The sequence below is a fragment of the Staphylococcus sp. HMSC077D08 genome, assembly GCF_001837945.1.
Taxonomy (GTDB): Bacteria; Bacillota; Bacilli; order Staphylococcales; family Staphylococcaceae; genus Staphylococcus; species Staphylococcus epidermidis.
Map to the genome: position 1 here is coordinate 159,427 of NZ_KV834742.1, position 23,494 is coordinate 182,920.

Below are 23,494 nucleotides of genomic sequence, written 5' to 3' on the forward strand. Positions count from 1 at the left end.
TTAACTTATAGTTTAAAAAATATAAAAAAGCCTAGGTACAAGTTAATGTCCTAGACTTCTCTTATTCTTAACAATCGTTAAACGGATTGAAAATAAACTTATAACGCTTATGTTTAAAACTAATCTTTGTTATCGCTATGGAACAACGAATTCAAATTCTGTTCCACTAAAGTTAAAATGTATAACTATTCTTTTTTATCTTGTAATGCATTTTTATTATTTTTTAAGTCATCTTCAGTAACAACTCTTAAATTATTATTGGCAGTTGCGCCACCTTCAGCATCGAATTTTCCTTCTTCGATATCATCTTGAGTCTGATCATTTTTGCCAATAATTTTAGACTTTTCTTCTTCTAAAAATTCTTTAGGATTACTTTTGATACGTTCAACATAGTCTTTAGGGTTCTTCTTAACTTCTTGAATTGTTTCATTAGCTTTATTACCTATTTGAGTTGCTAAATCTTTAGCGCTAAATTTATATGATTCAGGATCTTCTTTATATTTATTATATTCTTGTTTAAGTTTATCTCGACTTTCTTTACGTGATAATGCTACAGCAGTAATAGCACCACCAATGCCTAATGCAACTTTAAATAAATTAGTACTTTTTCCCATTTTACATCTCTCCTTTGTTAGTTTTTAAGGTTATCAAAATCCAATTGTGTTAACAAACGATAACTACCTAAATCTAAATTATGGTCTAGTTCTAGTTCAGCAATCTTTATGCGTTTCAATTCTAATACCTCATTTTCGATACTATGAAACATTCTTTTAACTTGATGATATTTTCCTTCGTAAATGGTGACATGTGATACATAATCATCAACTTTCTTTAAAATTGCAGGCTTTAATTTTCCATCTGATAATTCTATTCCGGATTTAAATTCATCAATATCAAATTGAGTTATTGGGTGTTTTGAATAGACTTCATAAGTCTTTGAAACATGCTTATTGGGATTCATTACTTCATGATTAAACTGCCCATCATTTGTAACTAGGAGTAATCCTTCTGTATCTTTGTCCAAACGTCCGACCGGAAAAATATTTAAATGTGCGTATTCAGGTATCAAATCAATAATAGTAGGATGCAACTCATCCTCTGTAGCTGAAATATAACCTTTTGGTTTGTTTAACATGATATACACTTTGTCAATATAACTTACTACTTCATCATTTACCATTATCTCATCAGAATTAGGATTAACATGAAGTTTAGGTGACTTAACTTTATTTTGGTTGACCTTAACAGCTCCTTTTTTGAGTAACTGTTTAACTTCTGATCGCGTTCCAACGCCCATATTAGCTAGAAATTTATCTAATCTCATCGCAATATCTTCACTTTACGTCTTATTTTAGTGGGAATATCACCTAAAAATTCATCAGCTAATCTAGTCTTGATTGTAATACCACCATAAATGATTGCTCCTACAATGACACCAATTGCAACAATAATCAAGTAATTAAATCTAGTTGGTTCCAAGAATAATCTTAAAATGAAGAAAATCACCTCAACCCCAATCATCATGATAATTGAAATTAGAATAATCTTAGCTAGATGTATCCAACTGTAACTAAATTTAAAGTTTGCGTATTTTTTAAGAATATAGAAATTGCAACAAATTGCAAATAATAAAGCTATTGCTGTACTTAATACAGCGCCAGGTGTGTGTAATAACATAATTAAAGGATAATTCAGAATTAATTTAATTAAAACAGATCCTAAAATAACAAAAACCGTTAATTTTTGTTTATCGATACCCTGTAACATTGATGCTGTAACACTTAATAATGAAATTAAAATTGCAACAGGAGCATAGTAAAATAATAATCTACTTCCATCGAAATTTGGATCGTGACCGTGAACAACTGGATCAAAACCATAAAATACTGTGAATAAAGGTTGCGCTAATGCCATGATCCCAATACTAGCTGGAACAGTAATAAACATTAAAACTCCAATCGAAGTTCTAATTTGTCGATGCATCTCTGCATATCTACCTTCTTCATAGGTTTTAGTTATAAATGGTATTAAACTGACAGCAAATCCAGCACTTAATGATGTTGGAATCATTACAATTTTGTTTGTAGACATGTTTAACATGTTAAAGAATATATCTTGCAAACCAGGTTTGACACCTACAAGGTTAAGCGCACCATTATGAGTAAACTGATCAACCAAATTAAATAGTGGAAAATTCAAACTTACTATGACAAATGGAATGCTATAAGCAATAATTTCTTTGTACATTTTCCCGTATGAAACATTTAAATTTGCTGTATCTGAGTCGACCATATTTTTAATATTATTTCTTCTTTTAATCCAGTAATACCATAATGTAAGTATTCCTGCGATTGCACCTATTGCCGCTGCAAACGTTGCAATACCGTTCGCCTGAAGAACTGTACCTCCAAATACATTGAGCGTTAAATAACTACCTACTAAAATAAATACAATTCTTGCAATTTGTTCTGTAACTTCTGATACTGCAGTAGGTCCCATCGATTTGTATCCTTGAAATATACCTCTCCAAGTTGCGAGAACTGGAATAAATATAACTACCATACTTATTATTCTAATAATCCAAGTGATATCAGCAACTGTCCACCCATTCTTACCATGAGTATTACGTGATAAAGTTAGTTCGGCTATGTATGGTGCTAATAAATATAAAACTAGGAAACCTACAATACCAGTAATACTCATGACTACAAAACTTGATTTATAAAACTTCTGACTGACCTTATATGCACCCAGTGCATTATATTTAGCAACATATTTTGACGCGGCAAGCGGAACACCTGCTGTTGCTATAGCTATAGCTATATTGTATGGTGCATAAGCATAAGTAAAAGGTGCCATGTTGGCTTGTCCACCTATTAAAGCAGTAAACGGAATAATAAATAAGACACCTAATACTTTTGTAATTAAAATACTTATTGTAATTAAAAAGGTTCCACGAACCATTTCTTTACTTTCACTCATAACCTATCTTCCTATCTTAATAATTATTAATGCTTGTCAGTTCTATTTTTACTGTTAAACACATTATCTTGCATTACTTTAAAATATATCACAAAATAATAGTTGTTTGTCCTATAAAGATAACTTTAATTAAAATCGATATGACTTTAAAAGACTCTCAACTTCAATTTTAATATTATTTGCCAAGTTTTATATTATAATTATTATCTTAAGCTCTGTCATCCTATTCCATTTACAATAATTAAGATAAAAAAGTGTGGAGGTTATCATTATGTATCAAACAATTGTTATCGGAGGCGGCCCTAGTGGGGCTATGGCTGCAGTTGCTGCAAGTGAAAAAAATGAATCAGTTTTATTAATCGAAAAGAAAAAAGGTCTTGGACGAAAACTAAAAATCTCAGGTGGTGGTCGTTGCAACGTAACTAATAGACTTCCGTATGATGAAATCATAAAAAATATTCCGGGTAATGGTAAATTCCTATATAGCCCTTTCTCAGTTTTTGATAATCTTTCTATTATAAATTTTTTTGAAACCCGTGGAGTCAAACTTAAAGAAGAAGATCATGGTAGAATGTTCCCAGTTTCAAATAAATCTCAAGATGTTGTTGATGTGCTTATTAACCAGCTCAAAGAGAATCATGTTGAGATTAAGGAAGAAACACCAGTTGTCAGTGTTTCGTATGACCATAATTTTAAAGTTAAAACACAAATAGGTGAATTTGAAAGTCACAGTTTAATTATTGCTACAGGAGGTACATCAGTGCCTCAAACCGGTTCTACTGGAGATGGTTACAAATTTGCAAAATCTCTAGGTCATTCTATAACAGAATTATTCCCTACTGAAGTACCTATCACTTCTTCAGAAACTTTTATCAAATCAAATCGCTTAAAAGGGTTAAGTTTAAAAGATGTTAATTTATCGGTTTTAAAGAAAAATGGTAAAAAAAGAGTAAGTCATCAAATGGATATGATATTCACACATTTTGGAATTAGTGGTCCTGCTGCTCTTAGATGCAGTCAGTTTGTTTATAAAGAGCAGAAAAATCAAAAAAAGAAAAATATCCAAATGCAATTAGATGTTTTCCCTGAACTAAACGTAGATCAACTATTTCAAAAAGTGAGAAAAATACTTAAAGCAGAACCAGATAAATATATTAAAAATAGTTTGCGTGGAATAATAGAAGAGCGATATTTATTATTTATTCTCGAACAATCTGGTATTCATGATGAAATGACTGCACATCATTTATCAAACCAACAGTTTCAAACTTTTGTTAATCTTCTAAAGACTTTTACCTTTACAGTAGATGGTACACTTCCATTAGACAAAGCTTTTGTGACAGGTGGCGGTATTTCTTTAAAAGAAATAGAACCCAAAACTATGATGTCCAAATTAGTGCCAGGATTATTTTTATGTGGCGAAGTCCTAGATATTCATGGATACACTGGAGGTTATAATATAACAAGTGCATTAGTTACGGGTCATGTTGCTGGAATGTTTGCCGGTGAATTTAAAATAGATAAAAACAAATAATTTTATTAATATAATACAAATTAGCATAAGCTATAAAGTACTTGATAATAATCAAATACTTTATAGCAATTTTTTTATATTAGACACGTCTAGATTGTACATACACTAATTCATAAAATATATTTCTTAATATTTTCACAAGATAACTACCACAAATATAAGTAAAATGATATGCTAGATTTTTATTATTTAATAGCTTATATGTTTTATATTTTATTAGAAATATTTAATTGCTATATCTGAATTCAAATATTCATTTACAATTATTAATTTGTTGTTCTTTGAATAACGATTGTTATTAGAATGTGATAAAGGTGTTAAACTCCATATTATATTTCACATATAGATGGTTAATATTAATAACTACCTTAATAGTATTGAAAAGAATTTACATTTTGCTATCCTTAAAAGACGTTTAATAATAGATTAGCGACGATTTTATGTTGAATAGCTAAAAATACTCCCTTCAAAGTTTTCATTGTATTAATGTCTACTTTGAAGGGAGTTTATTAATTGATATCTCCGATTCTGTGGTTTATAAATTTATAATATTAGTCATTCACTTTTTTATCTTTTTTCTTTTTGCGTGAGGACATGATTGCTAAACCAGATATTAAAGTAACTCCAGCTAATGGTACTGATTTATCAACATTTCCTGTCTCTGGTAGAGATTTAATTGTATTATTCTCGGAACTATAACATTGATTAGATTTTTCTGTCATAGATGTTGTTGAGCCTTGACTACTCAATATTTTATCTTCTCTTAATTGTATTGACTTAAGTTTTTCAATCGTCTCGTTAACTATTTCATCAACTTCTTTATTTGTGGTTACTTTATTAAGTTGACTTAAAGCGTTACTAACAATTTCATTTATCAATGTATGAGCATTTTGTTTCACTCTAGTACTAGCACTTAGATTTGCATTTATCATTTGCTTTACATGATCTGCTTCTAATTTAATTTCCTTCAATGCTTTAGCTTTTTTACGTACAATTGAGTTTAATTTATCCACTTCAACTTTAAAGTTTCGGACAATTGTATCAACTGACACAATTGTTTCAGCTTCGTCAATCTGTTTATGTGCACGATTGATTAAAGCTTTAAGTTTACTTACAAATATTTGTTTTTCTTCGTTAGTCGCTCTAGAAGATATGTCATTAATTCTATCGTCACTATATCCATCAATGTATGCTTTAGCTTCTAATTTTTTATGTGCTTGAATTTCAATCGAGTCTATTAAAGATATACTTTCTTTTAATGCAGCGCTCACTGATTCATTATTTTGAGATTGATGAATATGATTAATAGCTGATTTTAAAGCTTGTTCTAATTCATTGACAGCTGATTGCTTTTCTTCAATAGTAGCTTCTTGATTTTGTTTAAATTTATTTAATTTTTTATCTGCTAGTTTTTGAATTTCTGCTATAGCTTCAGGCTTTTTAATGGCAATGACAGAAATTTTATTAATTTCAGAAGTTGCTATTTCTTTAGCTCTATTAACAGCTTCATTAGTTAATGCTTGGTCAATTGAAAGATTTGCTTGTGTTAGAGTTGTGTCTAATTGATTTAATGCTACATCTTTTTCTTCTTTAGTCGCTTCTTCATTATCATTAATTAATCCACGAATAACTTCTGCTTTTTGATGAATTTCATTTCTTGCAGCCGATTTAATTTCAATAACAGGTAGTATTTTAGAAATTTCATCAATACTTTGTTTTTTAATATCTTTAACTTCTTCATTTGTTTGAGCTTTATCTATTGCTTCGGCTATTCTTGCTGCATATTTAATTAATTTATCGATAGCCGAGGCTTTTTCTTCAACTGTAGACTCTTTATTATTCTTTATTAAATCACGTTGAGCGTCTAATTGAATAGTGATTTCATTTAATGCTTGTGGTTTGATAGTTGATATTGGTTTGATTTTATGAATAGCTTCAATCGTTTTGTTTTTTGTATCATAAACTTCTTGATTTTTATTAACATTATTAATTGTAATAAATGAATGATTTACTAATGTATCAACTTGTTTTAAAGCTTCTTCTTTTTCTTCTCTTGTCGCATCACTATTTCCATTAATACGTTCTCTTTGAATTTCAGCTTGTGCATTGATTTCTTCAAATGCTTGTGGTTTAACTTGTACATCTGCACTGATTGCTTGTAACAATGTTATTGTGTTTGATTTTGTTCCAAGTACTTCGCTATCAGTGTTAGCTTCTCGTATTTTTTCATTTGCATCATCAACAATCGCCTTAACTTTATTCAGTGCAATTTGTCGTTCTTCTTCTGTAGCATATGGCGTATTATTGATAGAGTTGTTTAATTGACTCGCCTTATCACTAATTGCTTTTCTGGCAGTAGGCTTTTGAGTTATGTTGATAAATATACTATTTAATTCATTTAATCCAAATAATTCATCTTGCGCAACTTGTATATCTTTTCGGTCTTTTTCAATGGCATTGAATACTAATGATAATTGTTCTTTTACATGATTAATCGCATCATTACGTTCCTCATGAGTAACATCTGGAGTATTTTCAAAATTTTTAATCAATTGTTTAGCAAGTGCATTAAGTACAGAACGTGCTACCGCTTTTGTATCTACACGTGGTAAAATAGTTTTCATTTTTTGGGAAACTTCATTATAAGTATCATCAACTTCATTATTTGTGTGTGCAAGACCAATTTGTTTTTTTGCATCTAAAAGTATTTTATTTAACTTACTATTAGCTTCTTGAAGTTCATCTTCAGTTGCATCAGGATAACTATTAATTATAGCTTCTTGAGTATCTGAAACATCATATAATTTTAATATAGCATTTTTCTTTTTATTATATTCTGGTCTGTATTCAGTTATGTTATTCACCCCAGAAGTTTTAGCATTATCTACTTCATTATCTGTATTAGCTTGATTTATAGAATTAATGATTTCTTTAACCTGTTCATCTAAATGTTGTAACGCATTATCTTTTTCCTCTTGTGTAGCACTAAATTCTTGCTCTATTTCATCAATTTTGTTTTGTTGCGCTTTAACAATTTCAGCTACTGCATTACGTTTTTTACTAAAATCTGGTCTGAAGTTATTGATTTGATCTAAACTATTTTGCTCAGCATTTTCAACTTGCTGATTAGTTTGAGATTGATTTACATCATTTTTGGCTTTTTCATGAATTTGATTTAACTGATTTAAACCCTCTCTTACTTCATCATGAGTTGCATTTTGTGTTTGTTTAATTTCAGTTTTCTTTTTTTCTACTGCGCTTTCAATTTTAGATTTGGCAGTAGGTTTTTTAACTACAAGTGGTTGAATATCTCTAATTGTACCTATACCTTTGTTCTTTTCTACATTCACTTGGTTGGTATCTGGCGCATCCTCAATAGCTTGATTTGTTGTCTCGACAACGTGATTTAAATTGTCACTAGCAACTAATTTTTCTTCAGTCGTTGCTTCATCATTACTATTAATTTGTATGTTTTTCTGCTCTTTTTCAGCATTTACATCAGCTTTAGCTTTATCTTTAACTGTAGTAGCAGGTAATATATTTTCAATTTCAGCTATTCCGTTTACTACAGTCTTTTCTACATCATCATTAGTTTGACCTTTATCTATTTTAGCTATAGCTTTTTTAAGGACTTCTTGTAGTTTTGTACTTGCTTCCTGTCTTTCTTCAATTGTTGAATTAGGATGAGTTGCAATAGTACTTTGTTGTTGGTTAGCTTTTTCATTTAATCTGTGACGCCCGGTTGCTTTTGTTTGTGGATGTGGTTGAATTTGCTCTATATCTTGAATACTACGTGTTTTCGCATTATCTACATCTTTATTTGACTGTGCTTGATCAATATTTACTTTAGCCTGATTAAGTAATTGGTTTATTTTATTTAATGCTTCAGTTTTTTCTTCATTCGTAGCTTCTTGGTTCTCTTGTATTTCTTGAGTTTGTGAATTAAATGCTTCTTGGATTGCATTTAAAGCATCTCGTTTCTTACTAACTTGTGGTACAATTGCCTCAATTTTAGGTCTTGCTTTATCTAAAGCTTGATCAACCTCGTTGTTATGATCTACATTAGCAATTTCATCTGATGCGGACGTTAGTACATTTTGAAGTAATCTATTAGCTTCAGCTTTTTCTTCAAGTGTTGCATCAGGCGTATTTTCAATAATTTTCTTTTGATTATCAATGAATTGATTCAATTGGTTTTTAACGTTTTGTTTCTTGATAACTTCAACTTGAACAGCGTTAATATTTTGAACAGCTTGATTTTTAATATTATTTACTTCCTCAGTAGTTTGCGCTTTCAGGATATTAGCATCTGCTTCTTCTTGAAGACCATCAACTTTATTATTTGCTTCTTCTTTTTCTTCTGCTGTTGCATTTGGCGTTTGATCTATTATAGCGTTTTTATTTTTAGCTTCGGTAGCTAGAGCTGCTAATGCATTAGTTTTGACTGCTGTACTTGGTAATATTTGGGTAATACTCGTGTTACCACTATTTTTAGCATCATTAACTAATTGTGTAGTTGTAGCATTAGTAATACTGTTAATAGCATCAATTTTAGCTACATTAACTCTATCTATAGCGGCTGATTTTTCTTCATTAGTTGATTTATTATTTGTATTGATAGTATCAATTTGACTTTGCGCAACTTGTTCAATCTCTTGTTTAGCATTACGTTTAATATTAGTCTCAGGATGAACCTCAGAAATTTTAGCAATTCCATTATTTTCCGCAATTTTCACATCATTAGTTGAGTGTGCCTGTGATACTTGATTTAACGCTTCATTCTTTACTTCTTCTAATTTGCCAAGTGCTATTTGTTTTTCTTCTAGTGTCGCATCTTGATTTTGATTTATTAAAGTCGTTTGTTCCGCAGCTTTTTTTCTAATATTTTCATTAGCCTTAGGTTTTACAACTACAATAGGTTCAACATTTCTTATTGTTTCTAATATATTATTTTTTTCGTCTGTAACATTTTGATTTGCTAAAGCTGCTTGTATTCTATCATTGACTCCATTTGTATCTTGATTAAGTCTCTCAAGTGCTTCTTGTTTTTCTTCAGTTGTAGCATTTTGATTCTGATCTATTGTCGATCTTTGTTGACCTATTGCTTGGGCAATATCTGCTTTAGCTTGTGTTTTAGTTTGGGTAGACAACTCAATACGTTGTAACTTTTGCTTACCATCTTCTAAATTCTCATCCACTAACGCATTTGTATTTGCACCATTAATATTGTTACGTGCTTGTGCTAACGTATCATCTATAGATTGTATTGCCGTATTTTTTTCTTCAGTAGTTGCATCTTGATTGGCTCTTATATCTGATTTTTTACTTTCAGCTAGATTAGTCAAAATATTGATGGCATCTTGTCTTTTATGTGCATTTGCATTAATCAATTTAATTGCAGTAATAGCTTGTGCTTTTACATTATCAACTTGATTATCTTGTGTACTTTCATGAATTTTTTGAATTTCTTCATTTAATTTTTGGGTCACTAATTGTTTTGCAACCTCTTTTTCATCATCAGTAGCATTACCATCATTACCTATTAAAGTCTTTTGGTTATTAGCTTCTTGAGTCAAATCATTTATAGCAGTCGGTTTTTTGATCACATTGGGTAGTACACTCTTGATTGTAGCAATACTATTTGTTTTAGATTCATTTACTTCTTGAGTACTATGTGCATTATTAATATTTTGTATTGCTTGTGCTAATCCGGCATTGACTCTATTTGTTGCATCTTGCTTTTCTTCTTCGGTTGCATCAGGCGTGTTGTTAATTTGGATCAATTGTTCTTGAGCTTTGTCATTTATTTCTTGTTTAGCATTTGTTTTAGTTTGAGTTGATGGATGAATATTGTTTATTTTTTCTAACCCATTAGTTTTAGCACTATTGACTTCCCTTTCAGTATCACTATTTGTAATATTAGATTTGACTTCAGTTTTCGCTTTTTCAACCAGCTTTCTAGCCTCTGCTTTTTCTTCATCTGTTGCATCATTATTACCATTGATGATTGTAACTTGTTGCTCAGCTTTTTTATCAATCGCCGTTTTAGCATCTGTTTTAATTGTTGTTGCTGGTATTATGGTAGCAATCTCATTCATGCCGTTATCTTTAGCATTATCAACTTGATTATTAGTTTGCGCTTGATTGATATTTGTTATAGTTTTATTTTTACTAATCTCCAGAAGTCGTTTAGCTTCATCTTTTTCTTCATTAGTTGCATCTTTATTATTATTAATTAACTCTGTTTGTGAAATAAATTTAGTTTGTAACTCTTGAAGTGCGTCAGATTTTCTAGTTGGATTAGCATGAATCGTTTCTAATTCTTGAAGTCCAGTATTTTTGTGCTGTTCAACGTCATTGTCACGTCTGTCTTGATTTATTAGATTCTTAACTTCTTCTCTTTTAACATTCAATCTTTGAATTGCATCTTGTTTTTCTTCTTCTGTAGCATTAGGCGTTGCATTGATTTGACGCTTTAAATCTTCAAACTTTGAATCTAATTCCATTCGAGCGGATGGTTTTTTTGCAACATTTGCTTGAATATTAGTTATCGTATCTATAGCCTCAGTTTTTGCATCAGATACTTGTTGGTTTGTTTGCGCTTGATCAACTTTGTTGTATCCTGCATCTTTAGCTATTTTTAATTTATCTAATGCTTTTTGCTTTTCTTCATCTGTTGCATCTGGTGTAGTGTTGATAGTATTACTTTGCTCATTATATTTATCATCGATACTTTGTTTAGCATCAGATTTTTTGTGCGCATCTGGCGTAACTAATTCAATTTCATGAATGCCGTTAGATTTAGCTTGTGCGACACCATTGTTACTATGTTCATTTTGAATTGCTGTTCTTGCTTCATTTGCTTTTTGATTTGCCAATTGAATAGCCGCTTCTTTTTCCTCAATTGTAGCAGTTTGATGTGTTTGAATTTGATTAATCTGTTGCGCGAGTTTTTGATCAATATCTTTTTTTGCTTTAGACTTAACAGAGGTTGCTGGTAAAACTTTAGCTATTTCATTTATTCCTGTTACTTTAGCATTTTCAATATCACTATTTGAAGATAAAGAGTTAATATTATCTAACGCATTTTGTTTTCTAGCTATAACTAAATTGTTGGCGACCTCTTTTTCTTCATCTGTAGCATTATCATTATCATTAATGAATTGCGTTTGTTGTGTTGACTTTTGTTCGATTGCATTTCTTGCCGACTCTTTCTCAACAACTTGCGCATTAATTCGAGATAAAGAAGTTATCGCATCGTCTTTGATATTTTTAACACCTTGGGTTGTATGTTCCGCATTTATTTGTGCTTGAACTCTTGCTAATTCAGCACTTACTCTGTTTATTGCCTCTTGTTTTTCATCATTAGTAGCATCAGGCGTGTTTTGAATATGATTAATCTGTTCATTTGCTTTATTCTGTACTGCTTGTCTAGCTTCAGATTTCACAGTAGTTGCTGGAGTTATATTTTCTATTTTATTTATTCCATTAGTTTTCGCTTCATTTACTTGGTCTCTAGTGCTACTGTGTTGAATATTATCTTTTGCTTCAATTTTAGCTTCTTCAATTTTACGATTCGCTTCTTGAATTTCCTCAGCTGTAGCATCATTTATTCTTTGAATTTTTATTTTCCTATCAGCTGCTTTACCATCAATATCATTTTTCGCATTTCTTTTAATTGATGTATCAGGTGTGATTGCATTTATGGTTTGTCTACCATCACTCACAATACCATCAATTTGGTTATTGGTTGTAGCATTATCAATCTTACTAATTACATTTTGCTGTGATACATTAACTAAATTATTTGCGACTTCCTTCTCTTCAGTTGTAGCATCATCATTATTTTGTATAGTTTGTTTATGTTGTTGAACAATATCATTAATCGTAGTTCTGGCTTCTTGTTTTTTCCTAACATCCACTTGTATATTTTGAATATTTTGAATTCCATTAGTAAGTGCTGTATCAACATTTTGATTTGTTTGTGCTTGATTTATGTCATTGAGTGTACTTTCTTTTACTTGTGTTAATCTAGTTAACGCATCTTGTTTTTCATCTTGAGTTGCATGAGGAGTTGAATTTAATTCAGCTTCTTTTTCTTGAAACTTTTGATTTACTTGATCTCTAGCTTGTTGCTTTTTAGTGAAATTAGTCTGAATTTTACTGATATTACTTATACCTATATTTAAGGCGTTATCAACATTTTGATTAGAAGCAGCCTGTGTAATTTGTTCATCAGCTGAATTTTTAGCATCATTCAAACTTTGAATTGCTTTTTGTTTTTCTTCTATAGTGCCTTCATTATCAGTATTAATCGCACTCTGCTTTTCATTTACTTTAGCAATCAGTGCTTGTCTAGCTTGAGGTTTTTTTTGAACATTAACATCAGTATGAGTAATAATTTGTTCTGCATTACTAAGTGCTTGATCTACATCATCATTAGAATTTGCTTGGTTGATATGATTATTGCCATTGGTAACAGCTTGCGAAACAACACTGACAGCTTCTTGTTTCTCTTCAGTCGTAGCATCAGGTGTTTGAGCTATTGCTGACTTTTTCTCGTTTCCTTTTTGTTCTAATAATGTTTTTGTATTATTTTTCTTAACTGCATTAGGTTGATCTTGATTCATAGTATTTATGCCATTATTCTTAGCTTCAGAAACTTGTTGAGTTGACTGAGCTTGATTGATATTTGCTATTGTAGCTTGCTTATGTGCTTCTACTTGATTTAATGCATCCTGCTTTTCTTCAGTTGTTGCCATATTATTTGAATTAATTTGTTGATTTTGTGCAATAGCTTTAGCTTCAACTGCTGCACGTGCGTCCTCTTTAATCTTCGTTGCAGGACTTATTGTGGATATGATACCACTTCCCATTGTTTGTGCTTGATCAACATCTCTATTAGTAGGTGCATTGCTAATATTTTGAGTTGCAGTTAATAATGCTTCATTAACTTTACGCTCTGCATCTGCCTTTTCTTCAGTCGTTGCATTATTGTTCGCTTGAATTAAACGTTTTTGTTCATCCGCTTTAGCATTGATAGTTGCTATTGCATTTTGTCTTTTCACTGGAGTTAATGGTACTTGTTGTATCGTATTCGTTCCATTGTTTTGTGCTTCAGTGACATCATCATTACCTTGTGCAGTGTTAATATTTTGAATCGCTTCATCTTTTGATCTATTAACAAGTGTGATAGCATCATTTCTTTCATCTAATGTAGCTTGTGTATTATTGTTGATATCCTTAATTTTTGAATTTGCACTGTTGGTAACTGCCTCTCTAGCTTCTGCTTTTTTAGTTGGATTTGGAATATCTGTAGCTATTAATCTCGTACCATTATCTCTTGCTTCATTCACAGTGGTATCTGTTTCTGCCTCACCTATTTTGGCGATAGCATCAGATGAATGTGCCTCAACTTGACTAATCGCTTCATTTTGTTCCTCAGTCGTTGCCTCATGATTGTTACGTATAAGCGTCTTTTGTTGTTCCGCTTTGTTATTCACAACTTGTCGAGCATTTGGTTTAGTTACTGGATGTGGAGTATCACTTTCTAGAGTGTGTAATCCAGCCTCTTTAACTCTTTCAACACCATCATCTGTAAGTTCATCATCAATGTTATTAGAAATTTCATTTTTATGATTTTCAATTTGATCAACTAATGTATCTTTTTCTTCAGTAGTTAATTCTGTACTATCATATACACCATCAGTCATTTCTTGAGCTTTATCATTAATTTCTCTCGAAGCACTCACACGACTTATTAGTGTTGTTTGTAATTCGTGTAATAAATCATCAATTTGAGTTTGAGAGTATCTTTGGTTAAAAGGTGTATTGTTTGTTTCTTCATCCAGAACAGTCTGAGCACGTTCTTTCAACTTATTATATTTATTATAAGAAGCAAGTGTATAGTTCGATGGGATGATATCCTTATTGACCTGTTCTGATAAATCATCTTTATTCATGATGACATTAATACTAAAAGGTGTTTGTTGGCCTGTAACAGTATTGTCAGTAGTGTTAATGTAATATTCAGAAAATGTTTTATATTTAATTGCTTCATTGAAAGTCACTTCACGTGGCGTTGAGATGTTGACAGGTCTAAGCTTGTATCTTATATTTAGTATTTTATTGGGCAAGAATCTAGCAACATCCTGAGCACTTCTTCCTAAATTTAAACCATTACTAGAAAATGTTAAAGTATGATTTTGTCTATCGAAATTAACTGAAAACGGATTTACCGTAGAATTTGGCACATTCCCGTTAACAAATGAAACTTCAGTTGAATTATCAACGTATTCGAAATTGTCTGGTAGTGTGACTTTATAAGTAAGTTCATTTTGACCTATAGCAGCAGCGAAGTTACCATTATTCTCTATACGAGTATTAACTTCAAATTCTTTTCCATTCTTTACATTTTTGTTAACTTGTCTTGATTTCACATATAGATGTGAACCAGAATTAACACCAATTGTATCTATAAAAGAATAGTATCTATACCCATCATGTAGCTGTTGAATTCTTTTAAAATCTGAGTGTATTTCGTTCATAGGTAGAAATTGAACTTTTAGCCTATGTACGTTATCAGGTAACTTGAATAAACGATATACGCCGCCTCCTTGAATATCAGTTGAAGCAATTTCTTGATTATTTTCTGCATTTCTTAAAACTAATTGAGTTCCACCTTTTCTGTTTTTAGCAGTCATTGTATTAAATGAAAATATTATCTCAGAATTAGGATTTACTGAAAATTCTTTTTCTATACCGTTGAAACCATCATGATCATTCGGATCATTTCCTTTAATACGTCCTAAGGCTACGACATTATCTACTGCTTGATAATTTTTCGGATCGGCACTATCAAACACACTGGTACGTTCTAACACACTATTTAATAAACCAACCTTACCACCATTAACCATTGTAAAGCCATTTAGACTATCAACTACCTTTACTTCAGGTCGAGAGCGATTTGTACTTGTCTTTATTCCTAAATCATCAAATGTAATTACAGTGTTAATGCTATTTGGACCTGTATTACTTAAATTTGGATCCATATTTTGAGTTGTACTTGTAGCGTCATTTCCGATATTTGTATCTAATGATCTTTTCCCTCTCTTTTTAGGTTTACTTGATGATTCTGTTGTAGCTTTATTTTCCGGAATCGATGAATTTGAATGATTTGAGTTCGTATGATTTGTTACATCTTCAGATTGGGCTTCAATATGATGTTTAACCGGCTGATTAACATGTAACCCGTTGTCACTCGTATCATTATTTTCATAGATATTGGTATAAGGTGCTGTTTGAGCAGATTCAGCTTCTTCAGCATTTATTGCAATTGGTTGAGCATTATGATGAGGATCATTTTGTGTTTGCTTATTTTCAGTAGATGAAGGTACTGTTTGCTCAGATAATGTATTTGTTGTTTCCTCACTTATAGGATTAGACTGAGATGTGTTTTCTAACCCTCCATCAGATTGAGCTGTAGTGTCATTATTTTGAGAAGGTTCCAGTTCTGAAGCTGTTGCTTGCCCCGGATGAGCTAAAAATGCGACTGTAGCTATTAATGCTGAAAAAATACCTATATTAAATTTTCTAATACTAAATTTCTGTTTTCTAAATAGATTCATTAAATTGGCCTCCTAGTTGTAAATTCTTTATGATGTATGTCTAATGAACTTTGAAAAATATTTAAAGTAATGACTCTTCCCAATATCGCTCATTTAATTAAACACAACTATTTAAAGTCTTTTTAATTTTATCATCTATATTATTCTAAATCTAGTAGTATAAAAATTTATCTTAATATATTTTTAATTGATATCAGAATTTGTTTTTTGAGATCCACATTGAATTATTTAATGATTTTTATATCAAAAAAAGTACGATTAAGATTTCAAATCAAAATCTTAATCGTACTCAGTGACCACATTTGTGATATACATTCTAATTCCAGAAATTCCTAGAATAAATTATAAACTCATTTGTATTAATTTTTAACTTAGAATTATCGTTATCTACAACTTCGAAGTTCTTTAAATATTATCAATTACAGTACCTTCATCGCCCCAAGCATTCATTCCACCTTCGACATTTACAGCATGAACACCTTGTTCTTCTAAATATGAAACTACTTTAGCACTGCGTGATCCCGCTGCACACACAATATAATACGTATCATTTTTATTGAATTCTTTCAAATTATCAGGAATTTCATCCATAGGAATTGTTTTTGCTCCAGGAATAACACCCATTTCAGTTTCTTCGTTCGTGCGAACATCTACAATGTTAACTGGATTTGAATCTAATATTTTTTTCTTTAATTCATCTACTGTTATTGACTCCATTTAATAGCACTCCTTTAGAAAAATATTATTTAGCAACTATATTAACTAGCTTTTGAGGTACAGCAATAACTTTTTTAACTTCTTTACCTTCAATACTCATTTTAACATTATCGTTAGACAAGGCTAAGTTTTGCATTTCTTCTTTGGATAAATCTTTTGGTATATTGATTTTTGCTCTAACTTTACCATTGACTTGAACTACGATTTCAACTTCATCATCTACTAATAAGCTTTCATCAAATGTTGGCCATGGTTGATAAGTAATGGTATTTTCATGCCCTAATCGATTCCATAATTCTTCACCAATGTGTGGTGCAATAGGCGCTAACATTTTTACAAACCCTTCGATATAAGGTTTGTAAACTTCATTTGTTTTATAACACTCATTAATAAACACCATTAATTGACTGATTGCAGTATTAAAACTAAGTGTATCAAAATCTTCTGTTACTTTTTTCACTGTTTGATTGTATACTTTATCAAGTGAATGATCGTTAGAATCTACAATTTTTTTATTGATTGAATTCTCATCAGTGATGATAAGTCTCCAAACGCGATCTAAGAATCTTCTAGAACCATCCAAACCTTTTTCACTCCATGCGATCGCAGCATCTAAAGGTCCCATAAACATTTCATATAGTCGTAATGTATCAGCACCATGTGATGCAACAATATCATCTGGATTAATCACATTACCTTTAGACTTACTCATTTTTTCATTGCCTTCGCCTAAAATCATTCCCTGGTTGTATAGTTTTTGGAATGGTTCTTTTGTCGGTACAACACCTAAGTCATATAACACTTTATGCCAGAATCTTGCATATAATAAGTGAAGTACTGCATGTTCCACGCCTCCAATATATAAATCAACAGGTAGCCAATGTTTTAATTTTTCAGGATCCGCTATCATTTTTTCGTTATGTGGATCAATGTAACGTAAATAGTACCAGCAACTGCCAGCCCATTGAGGCATTGTATTGGTTTCTCGGCGCCCCTTCATACCTGTCTTTTCATCGATAACGTTTACGAACGCATCTATATTTGCAAGTGGAGATTCACCGGTACCTGATGGCTTAATTTCATCTGTTTCTGGAAGTAATAAAGGCAATTCATCTTCAGGAACTGTAGTCATTGATCCATCTTCCCAATGTATAATAGGAATCGGTTCTCCCCAATAACGTTGCCTACTAAATAACCAATCACGTAATTTATAATTGACTTTTTTCTCACCAGCACCTTTAGATTCAAGCAATTCTATCGCTTTACTTATTGCCGCTTCATTTTCTAGACCGTCTAATTCTCCAGAATTAATGTGTTTTCCTTCACCTGTGTATGCATTTTTTTGAACTTCGCCACCCTCTATAACTTCGATAATTGGTAAATTAAACTTCGTAGCAAATTCATGATCTCGCTCATCATGTCCAGGCACAGCCATTACTGCACCAGTACCGTAAGTTGATAAAACATAATCTGCTATCCAAATAGGTAATTTATCGCCAGAGAGCGGATTAATTGCAAACGCTCCAGTAAACACACCTGTTTTTTCTTTAGCTAAGTCTGTACGTTCTAAATCAGATTTTTTTGATGCTTCATTTTGATACAATTTGACTTCTTGTTCTTTATCACTTGTCGTAATTTCATTCACAAGTGGGTGTTCTGGGCTTAAAACTAAGAAAGAAGTACCATAGATTGTATCTGGTCGTGTCGTAAACACTTCAATATTTTGGTCAGATTGCTCAATTTTAAATGTTACTTTGGCACCTTCTGAACGTCCAATCCAGTTTCGTTGCATGTCTTTAATTGATTCAGGCCAATCTAACTCATCTAAATCTTCTAGTAATCTATCAGCATATTCTGTAATTTTGAGCACCCATTGTTTCATAGGCTTACGGTAAACAGGATGACCGCCACGTTCTGATACCCCATCGACAACCTCTTCATTCGACAAAACAGTACCTAATGCAGGACACCAATTGACAGCAACTTCATCAACATAAGCTAAACCTTTATTATACAACTGAATAAATATCCACTGCGTCCATTTATAATATTCAGGATCTGTAGTATTCACTTCTCTATCCCAATCATAACTAAATCCTAATTCTTGAATTTGTCTTTTGAAAGTTTGAATATTCTTCTGTGTAAATTCACGAGGATCATTACCGGTATCTAAAGCATATTGTTCTGCCGGTAAACCAAAAGCGTCCCATCCCATAGGATGTAATACATTGTAACCTTGCATTCTTTTATATCGTGAGATGATATCTGTTGCCGTATATCCTTCTGGGTGACCTACGTGTAAACCAGCACCAGATGGATAAGGAAACATGTCTAATGCATAAAATTTCTTTTGTCCTAAATTGTCATTCGTTTTAAAGGTCTTATTTTCTTCCCAGTTATTCTGCCACTTCTTTTCAATTTCCTTATGATTATAATTCAACACATTTCCTCCTAATTCATAAAAAAGACATCCCTACTATTAATGATTTGAAAGGGACGACCTGCGCCGCGTTACCACCCTTATTCGCTAACAATTAGCGCACTTCATTTTAATAGTAAGAGATGTCTAATTAAATGTCGTTTATGTTAATAAGTCATTTAGTCCTTAACACTAGTTCTCACCAACACTAGCTCTCTGTAGAAAAGCCTCTAAATGCTTAATACTATACGTGTTTAATATTATTGTATATGGTCAATGAATGCAAGTAGTTAATTAAACATCATTACATTATTAAACACCATTCTGATTTCGTCGTCCTCTTGATTGATGTTGATTTTTAAAATTCTTAGGCAACACTTTATCATAGAAACTTAAAAATAACAGTGCAAAACTTAATAATATAATCATCCCAATAAACATCATACTCATATTAAATGTATCTACAAGTATACCGCCAATAAAAGGTCCAAATGCTTTTCCCACTGTAGATGCTGAATTAACAAATCCTTGGTATTGACCTTGCTTTCCAACTGGTGCAAGTTGATTTGCTATAGTTGGTACTGCAGGCCAAACAAACATTTCTCCAAATGTTAAAATGACCATGCCAACTACAAATATTGCAAAGTGATTTGCAAAACTCGTTACTAGGAAAGAACTCATAAAAATAAAAATACCTACAAACATCTGATGCTTTAAATTACCTTTTAATAAGATGATAATTGGTCTTATTAACGGTTGAGCTACTAAAATCATTATTCCATTGATTGTCCATAATACACTATATTGGGACATTGAAATATTAATTGATTGAGTGAATGAAGCTATCGTTGTTTCCCATTGAATATATGCAATCCAACAAATTGCAAACATTGCACATACTAGCATCATAGCAGTAAATCGTTTTTTATTTTCTTTGCTTTTTAAATCTATCGAATCTTGTGGTTTAAATTTAGCATTAATCTCTAAATTAAACTGTGTAATCGCCACGATGGCAAAAAGTACATACATAATGAGATTTGCCATAAAAATATAATTGAAACTAAATTCAGCCACAAAACCTCCTAATGCCGCACCTAAAGCAACTCCTATATTTTGTGCTAAGTATATAGCATTAAAAGTTTGTCTCCCTCCATTAGGCCAAACGGCACCTGCCATCGCATAAATAGCAGGAACTATCATTCCGCCACCAAATCCAAGTAGTACTAACCAAATTGCGTACCAAGGCCAGCCATGAAACAAATTGAGTAATGTTGTACTACATAAACAAGTAAATGTACCTATTAAAATCGTTTTGTAACCGCCAAGTTTATCAAACAAAGAACCACCTAACAAATTACCTACAACCATTCCAAATGAATTAATCATCAAAACGATACCTGCAATTGTTAAACTCTTATGAAGTTCTTCCTTCATGAAAATTGTATTTAAAGGCCACAAAAAACTGGCGCCAGTTATATTAAGTGCCATACCTATAACTAGCCACCAAACTGATTTAGGTATATTCATATCATGAGTCCCTCTCTTTATATTTTTCTCAATCTACAATAGACACTATAACACTAAAATATGTTAAAATCTGTACTTAGAACTTAAATAGAAAGGAAAATGTATTATGGGTAACTATTTCCCGTATGCCTTTGAAGATAAACGCTATCACACATGGAACTATCATTTAAAAAACAAGTTTGGTCAAAAAATATTTAAAGTCGCTTTAGATGGAGGATTTGATTGCCCAAATAGAGATGGTACTGTAGCTCATGGAGGTTGCACATTTTGTTCTGCAGCAGGAAGCGGTGACTTTGCAGGTAATAGAGCTGAACCAATTGAAGTTCAATTCAAAAAAATAAAAGAACGAATGCATGAAAAATGGAGTGAAGGTCAATATATTGCATACTTTCAGGCGTTTACAAATACGCATGCACCTGTAGAAGTATTAAAAGAAAAATATGAACCTGTATTAAAAGAAGATGGCGTCGTTGGTTTATCAATCGCGACAAGACCTGATTGTTTGCCTGATGATGTAGTAGAATATTTAGCTGAACTTAATCAGCGCACTTACTTATGGGTAGAATTGGGCTTACAAACTGTGCATCAGTCCACTTCCGATTTAATAAATCGTGCTCATGATATGCAAACATACTATGACGGCGTAACAAAATTACGCAAGCATAATATAAATGTTTGTACACACATAATCAACGGCTTACCAGGTGAAAATTATGACATGATGATGGAGACTGCTAAAGAAGTCGCTCAGATGGACGTTCAAGGTATTAAAATTCATTTATTACACTTGCTAAAAGGAACGCCTATGGTTAAACAATATGAAAAAGGTATGCTCGAGTTTATGAGTCAACAAGATTATACTAATCTTGTTTGCGATCAACTTGAAGTATTACCCCCAGAAATGATTGTGCACAGAATCACTGGAGATGGACCTATAGATTTAATGGTTGGACCAATGTGGAGTGTTAATAAATGGGAAGTATTAAATGAAATTGATAATGAGCTTGCTAGACGAAACTCCTATCAAGGTAAAATGAACAAGCAGAGTATACAATCATGAAACTAGAACGTATTTTACCCTTCGCTAAATCGTTAATTGATTCTCATATTAATCATAATAGTATTGTAATTGATGCAACATGTGGTAATGGGAATGATACTGCTTATTTTGCTCAACATGTTCCAAATGGATTTGTCTATGGATTCGATATACAAGAACAAGCAATTTTGAATACGCACAAAAAAATAAAAGATTATTCGAATGTAAAATTAATCCAATCTGGTCATGAAAATGCTAAATTGCACATTCCTGCCCAATATCATGGCCACATAGATGCTGCTATTTTTAATTTAGGTTATTTACCGAAAGGTAACAAAGAAATTGTCACTAAACCTGAAACAACAATTATGGCTATTAATGAAATCTTTGATATCTTAAGTATTGAAGGAATTATTATATTAGTTATATATCACGGTCATGAAGAAGGTAAAGTAGAAAAAGAAGCACTACTTGAATTTTTACAAAACTTTGATCAAAATAAAGCTCATATATTGCAATATCAATTCATAAATCAAAAGAATAACGCTCCTTTTATCTGTGCTATTGAAAAGCGTAATTAAAGAGTTTATACATGTATATTTTCAATTCAGTCATAGAATACGTGCACATAAAAAGAACCTGAGACAAGCAAACATTTTGCCCCAGGTTCTTTTTTTAATTATAAATTTCATCATGAAGTATACCTTACTTTTAATTGCTATTAAGTTTACTGATTATCATAATTTTGAACACATTCTTTAATACATTGTTCAACAAATAATTCTCATAAGTGTACTCATGCTTTAAATAAAATAATTTATTCAATTAAAGATTTAAAGCGCGTTAAATTAAACCGCTAAAATAGATTGTAAACTAGATTGCATTGGTTCAGACTTGATTTTAATTGAGTCATCAATAAACTCTAACAAATCTTCTTTTTTTGAATTTTGCTTGTCATTAAAATGAATAATAACTGTACGTTCATCATCTTGAGGTCTTTCTTTGTAAATCCACTCAAGATTAACTAAATTATTATAAGTACGTGTACGTTTATACGGCTTAATATGAACATATTTATCCATTTCCTTTAAAGTCATTGAGCCTTTTTCTAAAAGTGTAAGTAAAATCAAAATTTCCTCTTTAGACATTCCATATTCTTCTTTGATTGTATTAAAAATTGAATCAATCTCTTTGAATAATGTCTCTAATTGTAAAATACCATAAACCCTGTTCTTTTCACTATTAGCCAAAATTAACATCTCCCAAATAAAAAATTGTGAATTCTATAAACTAACTTAACCATTTCCCCCAAATTTAATTTTACAAATGGTAAAGTTATTAAACTTTAGAATTATACCCTTTTATTTCAATGATTGAGCTACTTAAAATCAACTTTATCCGTAAAAAGATTTAAAAATGAGATTTAAAACAAATCTTACATCTAGTGCAACTCAAATTCTAACCCAAAAACTTAGTGTTAATACATAATAAAATTAAATTAATTATATAATCAAAATATATCAATTCTACATTTAAAACGCAATAATTTTGGCAAAGCTTTCTATACAAATTGTTAAATATATTTTTTATTAAACCAAACTAAATATATCATTAAGTATTATAAGAGCCCGTAGATGTTTAGGATC

At 31.3% G+C, this 23,494-nt stretch carries 11 protein-coding genes; 3 read left to right on the forward strand and 8 right to left on the reverse strand.

All coding sequences use genetic code 11. The features are described from left to right. Window positions 1–185: 185 nt before the first annotated feature. From HMPREF2663_RS01615 to HMPREF2663_RS01625, 3 genes are read right to left on the reverse strand one after another with little or no spacing between them, the layout of a single operon-like run. Window positions 186–614, reverse strand: coding sequence for a YtxH domain-containing protein (locus HMPREF2663_RS01615; protein WP_070845641.1), 429 nt, complete (start codon window positions 612–614; stop codon window positions 186–188). A 17-nt stretch (window positions 615–631) separates the two neighbouring features. Beyond that, window positions 632–1,324: a pseudouridine synthase gene (locus HMPREF2663_RS01620; RefSeq protein ID WP_002446706.1), complete on the reverse strand. Its 693-nt coding sequence runs from the start codon at window positions 1,322–1,324 to the stop codon at window positions 632–634. Then, window positions 1,321–2,982, reverse strand: a complete 1,662-nt coding sequence (locus tag HMPREF2663_RS01625; protein WP_002457848.1) for a putative polysaccharide biosynthesis protein — start codon at window positions 2,980–2,982, stop codon at window positions 1,321–1,323. The genes HMPREF2663_RS01620 and HMPREF2663_RS01625 overlap by 4 nt, the downstream gene beginning before the upstream one ends. 271 nt (window positions 2,983–3,253) lie before the next feature. Between HMPREF2663_RS01625 and HMPREF2663_RS01630 the strand changes: the two genes are divergently transcribed. After that, the gene (locus HMPREF2663_RS01630; RefSeq protein WP_002457849.1) at window positions 3,254–4,516 is read left to right on the forward strand and encodes a BaiN/RdsA family NAD(P)/FAD-dependent oxidoreductase; all 1,263 of its coding nucleotides are present in this window, start codon (window positions 3,254–3,256) and stop codon (window positions 4,514–4,516) included. A 551-nt stretch (window positions 4,517–5,067) separates the two neighbouring features. Here the strand turns inward: HMPREF2663_RS01630 and HMPREF2663_RS01635 are convergent. From HMPREF2663_RS01635 to HMPREF2663_RS01650, 4 genes are all read right to left on the reverse strand, one after another. Next, window positions 5,068–16,146: a SasC/FmtB family protein gene (locus tag HMPREF2663_RS01635; protein WP_070845643.1), complete on the reverse strand. Its 11,079-nt coding sequence runs from the start codon at window positions 16,144–16,146 to the stop codon at window positions 5,068–5,070. A 405-nt stretch (window positions 16,147–16,551) separates the two neighbouring features. Then, entirely contained in the window at window positions 16,552–16,863 is a 312-nt protein-coding gene (locus tag HMPREF2663_RS01640; RefSeq protein WP_001830891.1) for a rhodanese-like domain-containing protein, read from the reverse strand. Between the two features lie 25 nt (window positions 16,864–16,888). After that, complete coding sequence (gene leuS, locus HMPREF2663_RS01645; RefSeq protein WP_141762225.1) at window positions 16,889–19,306, reverse strand: leucine--tRNA ligase; 2,418 nt, start codon at window positions 19,304–19,306, stop codon at window positions 16,889–16,891. A 288-nt stretch (window positions 19,307–19,594) separates the two neighbouring features. After that, window positions 19,595–20,809 carry an MDR family MFS transporter gene (locus HMPREF2663_RS01650; RefSeq protein ID WP_002474989.1) on the reverse strand — a complete coding sequence of 405 codons (1,215 nt, stop codon included), beginning with the start codon at window positions 20,807–20,809 and terminating at the stop codon, window positions 19,595–19,597. A gap of 106 nt (window positions 20,810–20,915) precedes the next feature. Between HMPREF2663_RS01650 and HMPREF2663_RS01655 the strand changes: the two genes are divergently transcribed. Both HMPREF2663_RS01655 and HMPREF2663_RS01660 read left to right on the forward strand, forming a co-directional pair. After that, window positions 20,916–21,869, forward strand: a complete 954-nt coding sequence (locus tag HMPREF2663_RS01655) for a tRNA modification radical SAM protein MnmL/YtqA (protein WP_001830802.1) — start codon at window positions 20,916–20,918, stop codon at window positions 21,867–21,869. Continuing rightward, the gene (locus tag HMPREF2663_RS01660; protein ID WP_002486538.1) at window positions 21,866–22,429 is read left to right on the forward strand and encodes a tRNA 5-(aminomethyl)-2-thiouridylate-methyltransferase MnmM; all 564 of its coding nucleotides are present in this window, start codon (window positions 21,866–21,868) and stop codon (window positions 22,427–22,429) included. The genes HMPREF2663_RS01655 and HMPREF2663_RS01660 overlap by 4 nt, the downstream gene beginning before the upstream one ends. A gap of 267 nt (window positions 22,430–22,696) precedes the next feature. Here the strand turns inward: HMPREF2663_RS01660 and HMPREF2663_RS01665 are convergent, their stop codons facing one another. Further along, a complete protein-coding gene (locus HMPREF2663_RS01665; protein WP_002457854.1) occupies window positions 22,697–23,098 on the reverse strand; it encodes a SarA family transcriptional regulator in 402 nt (133 codons plus the stop codon). Between the last annotated feature and the right edge of the window lie 396 nt (window positions 23,099–23,494).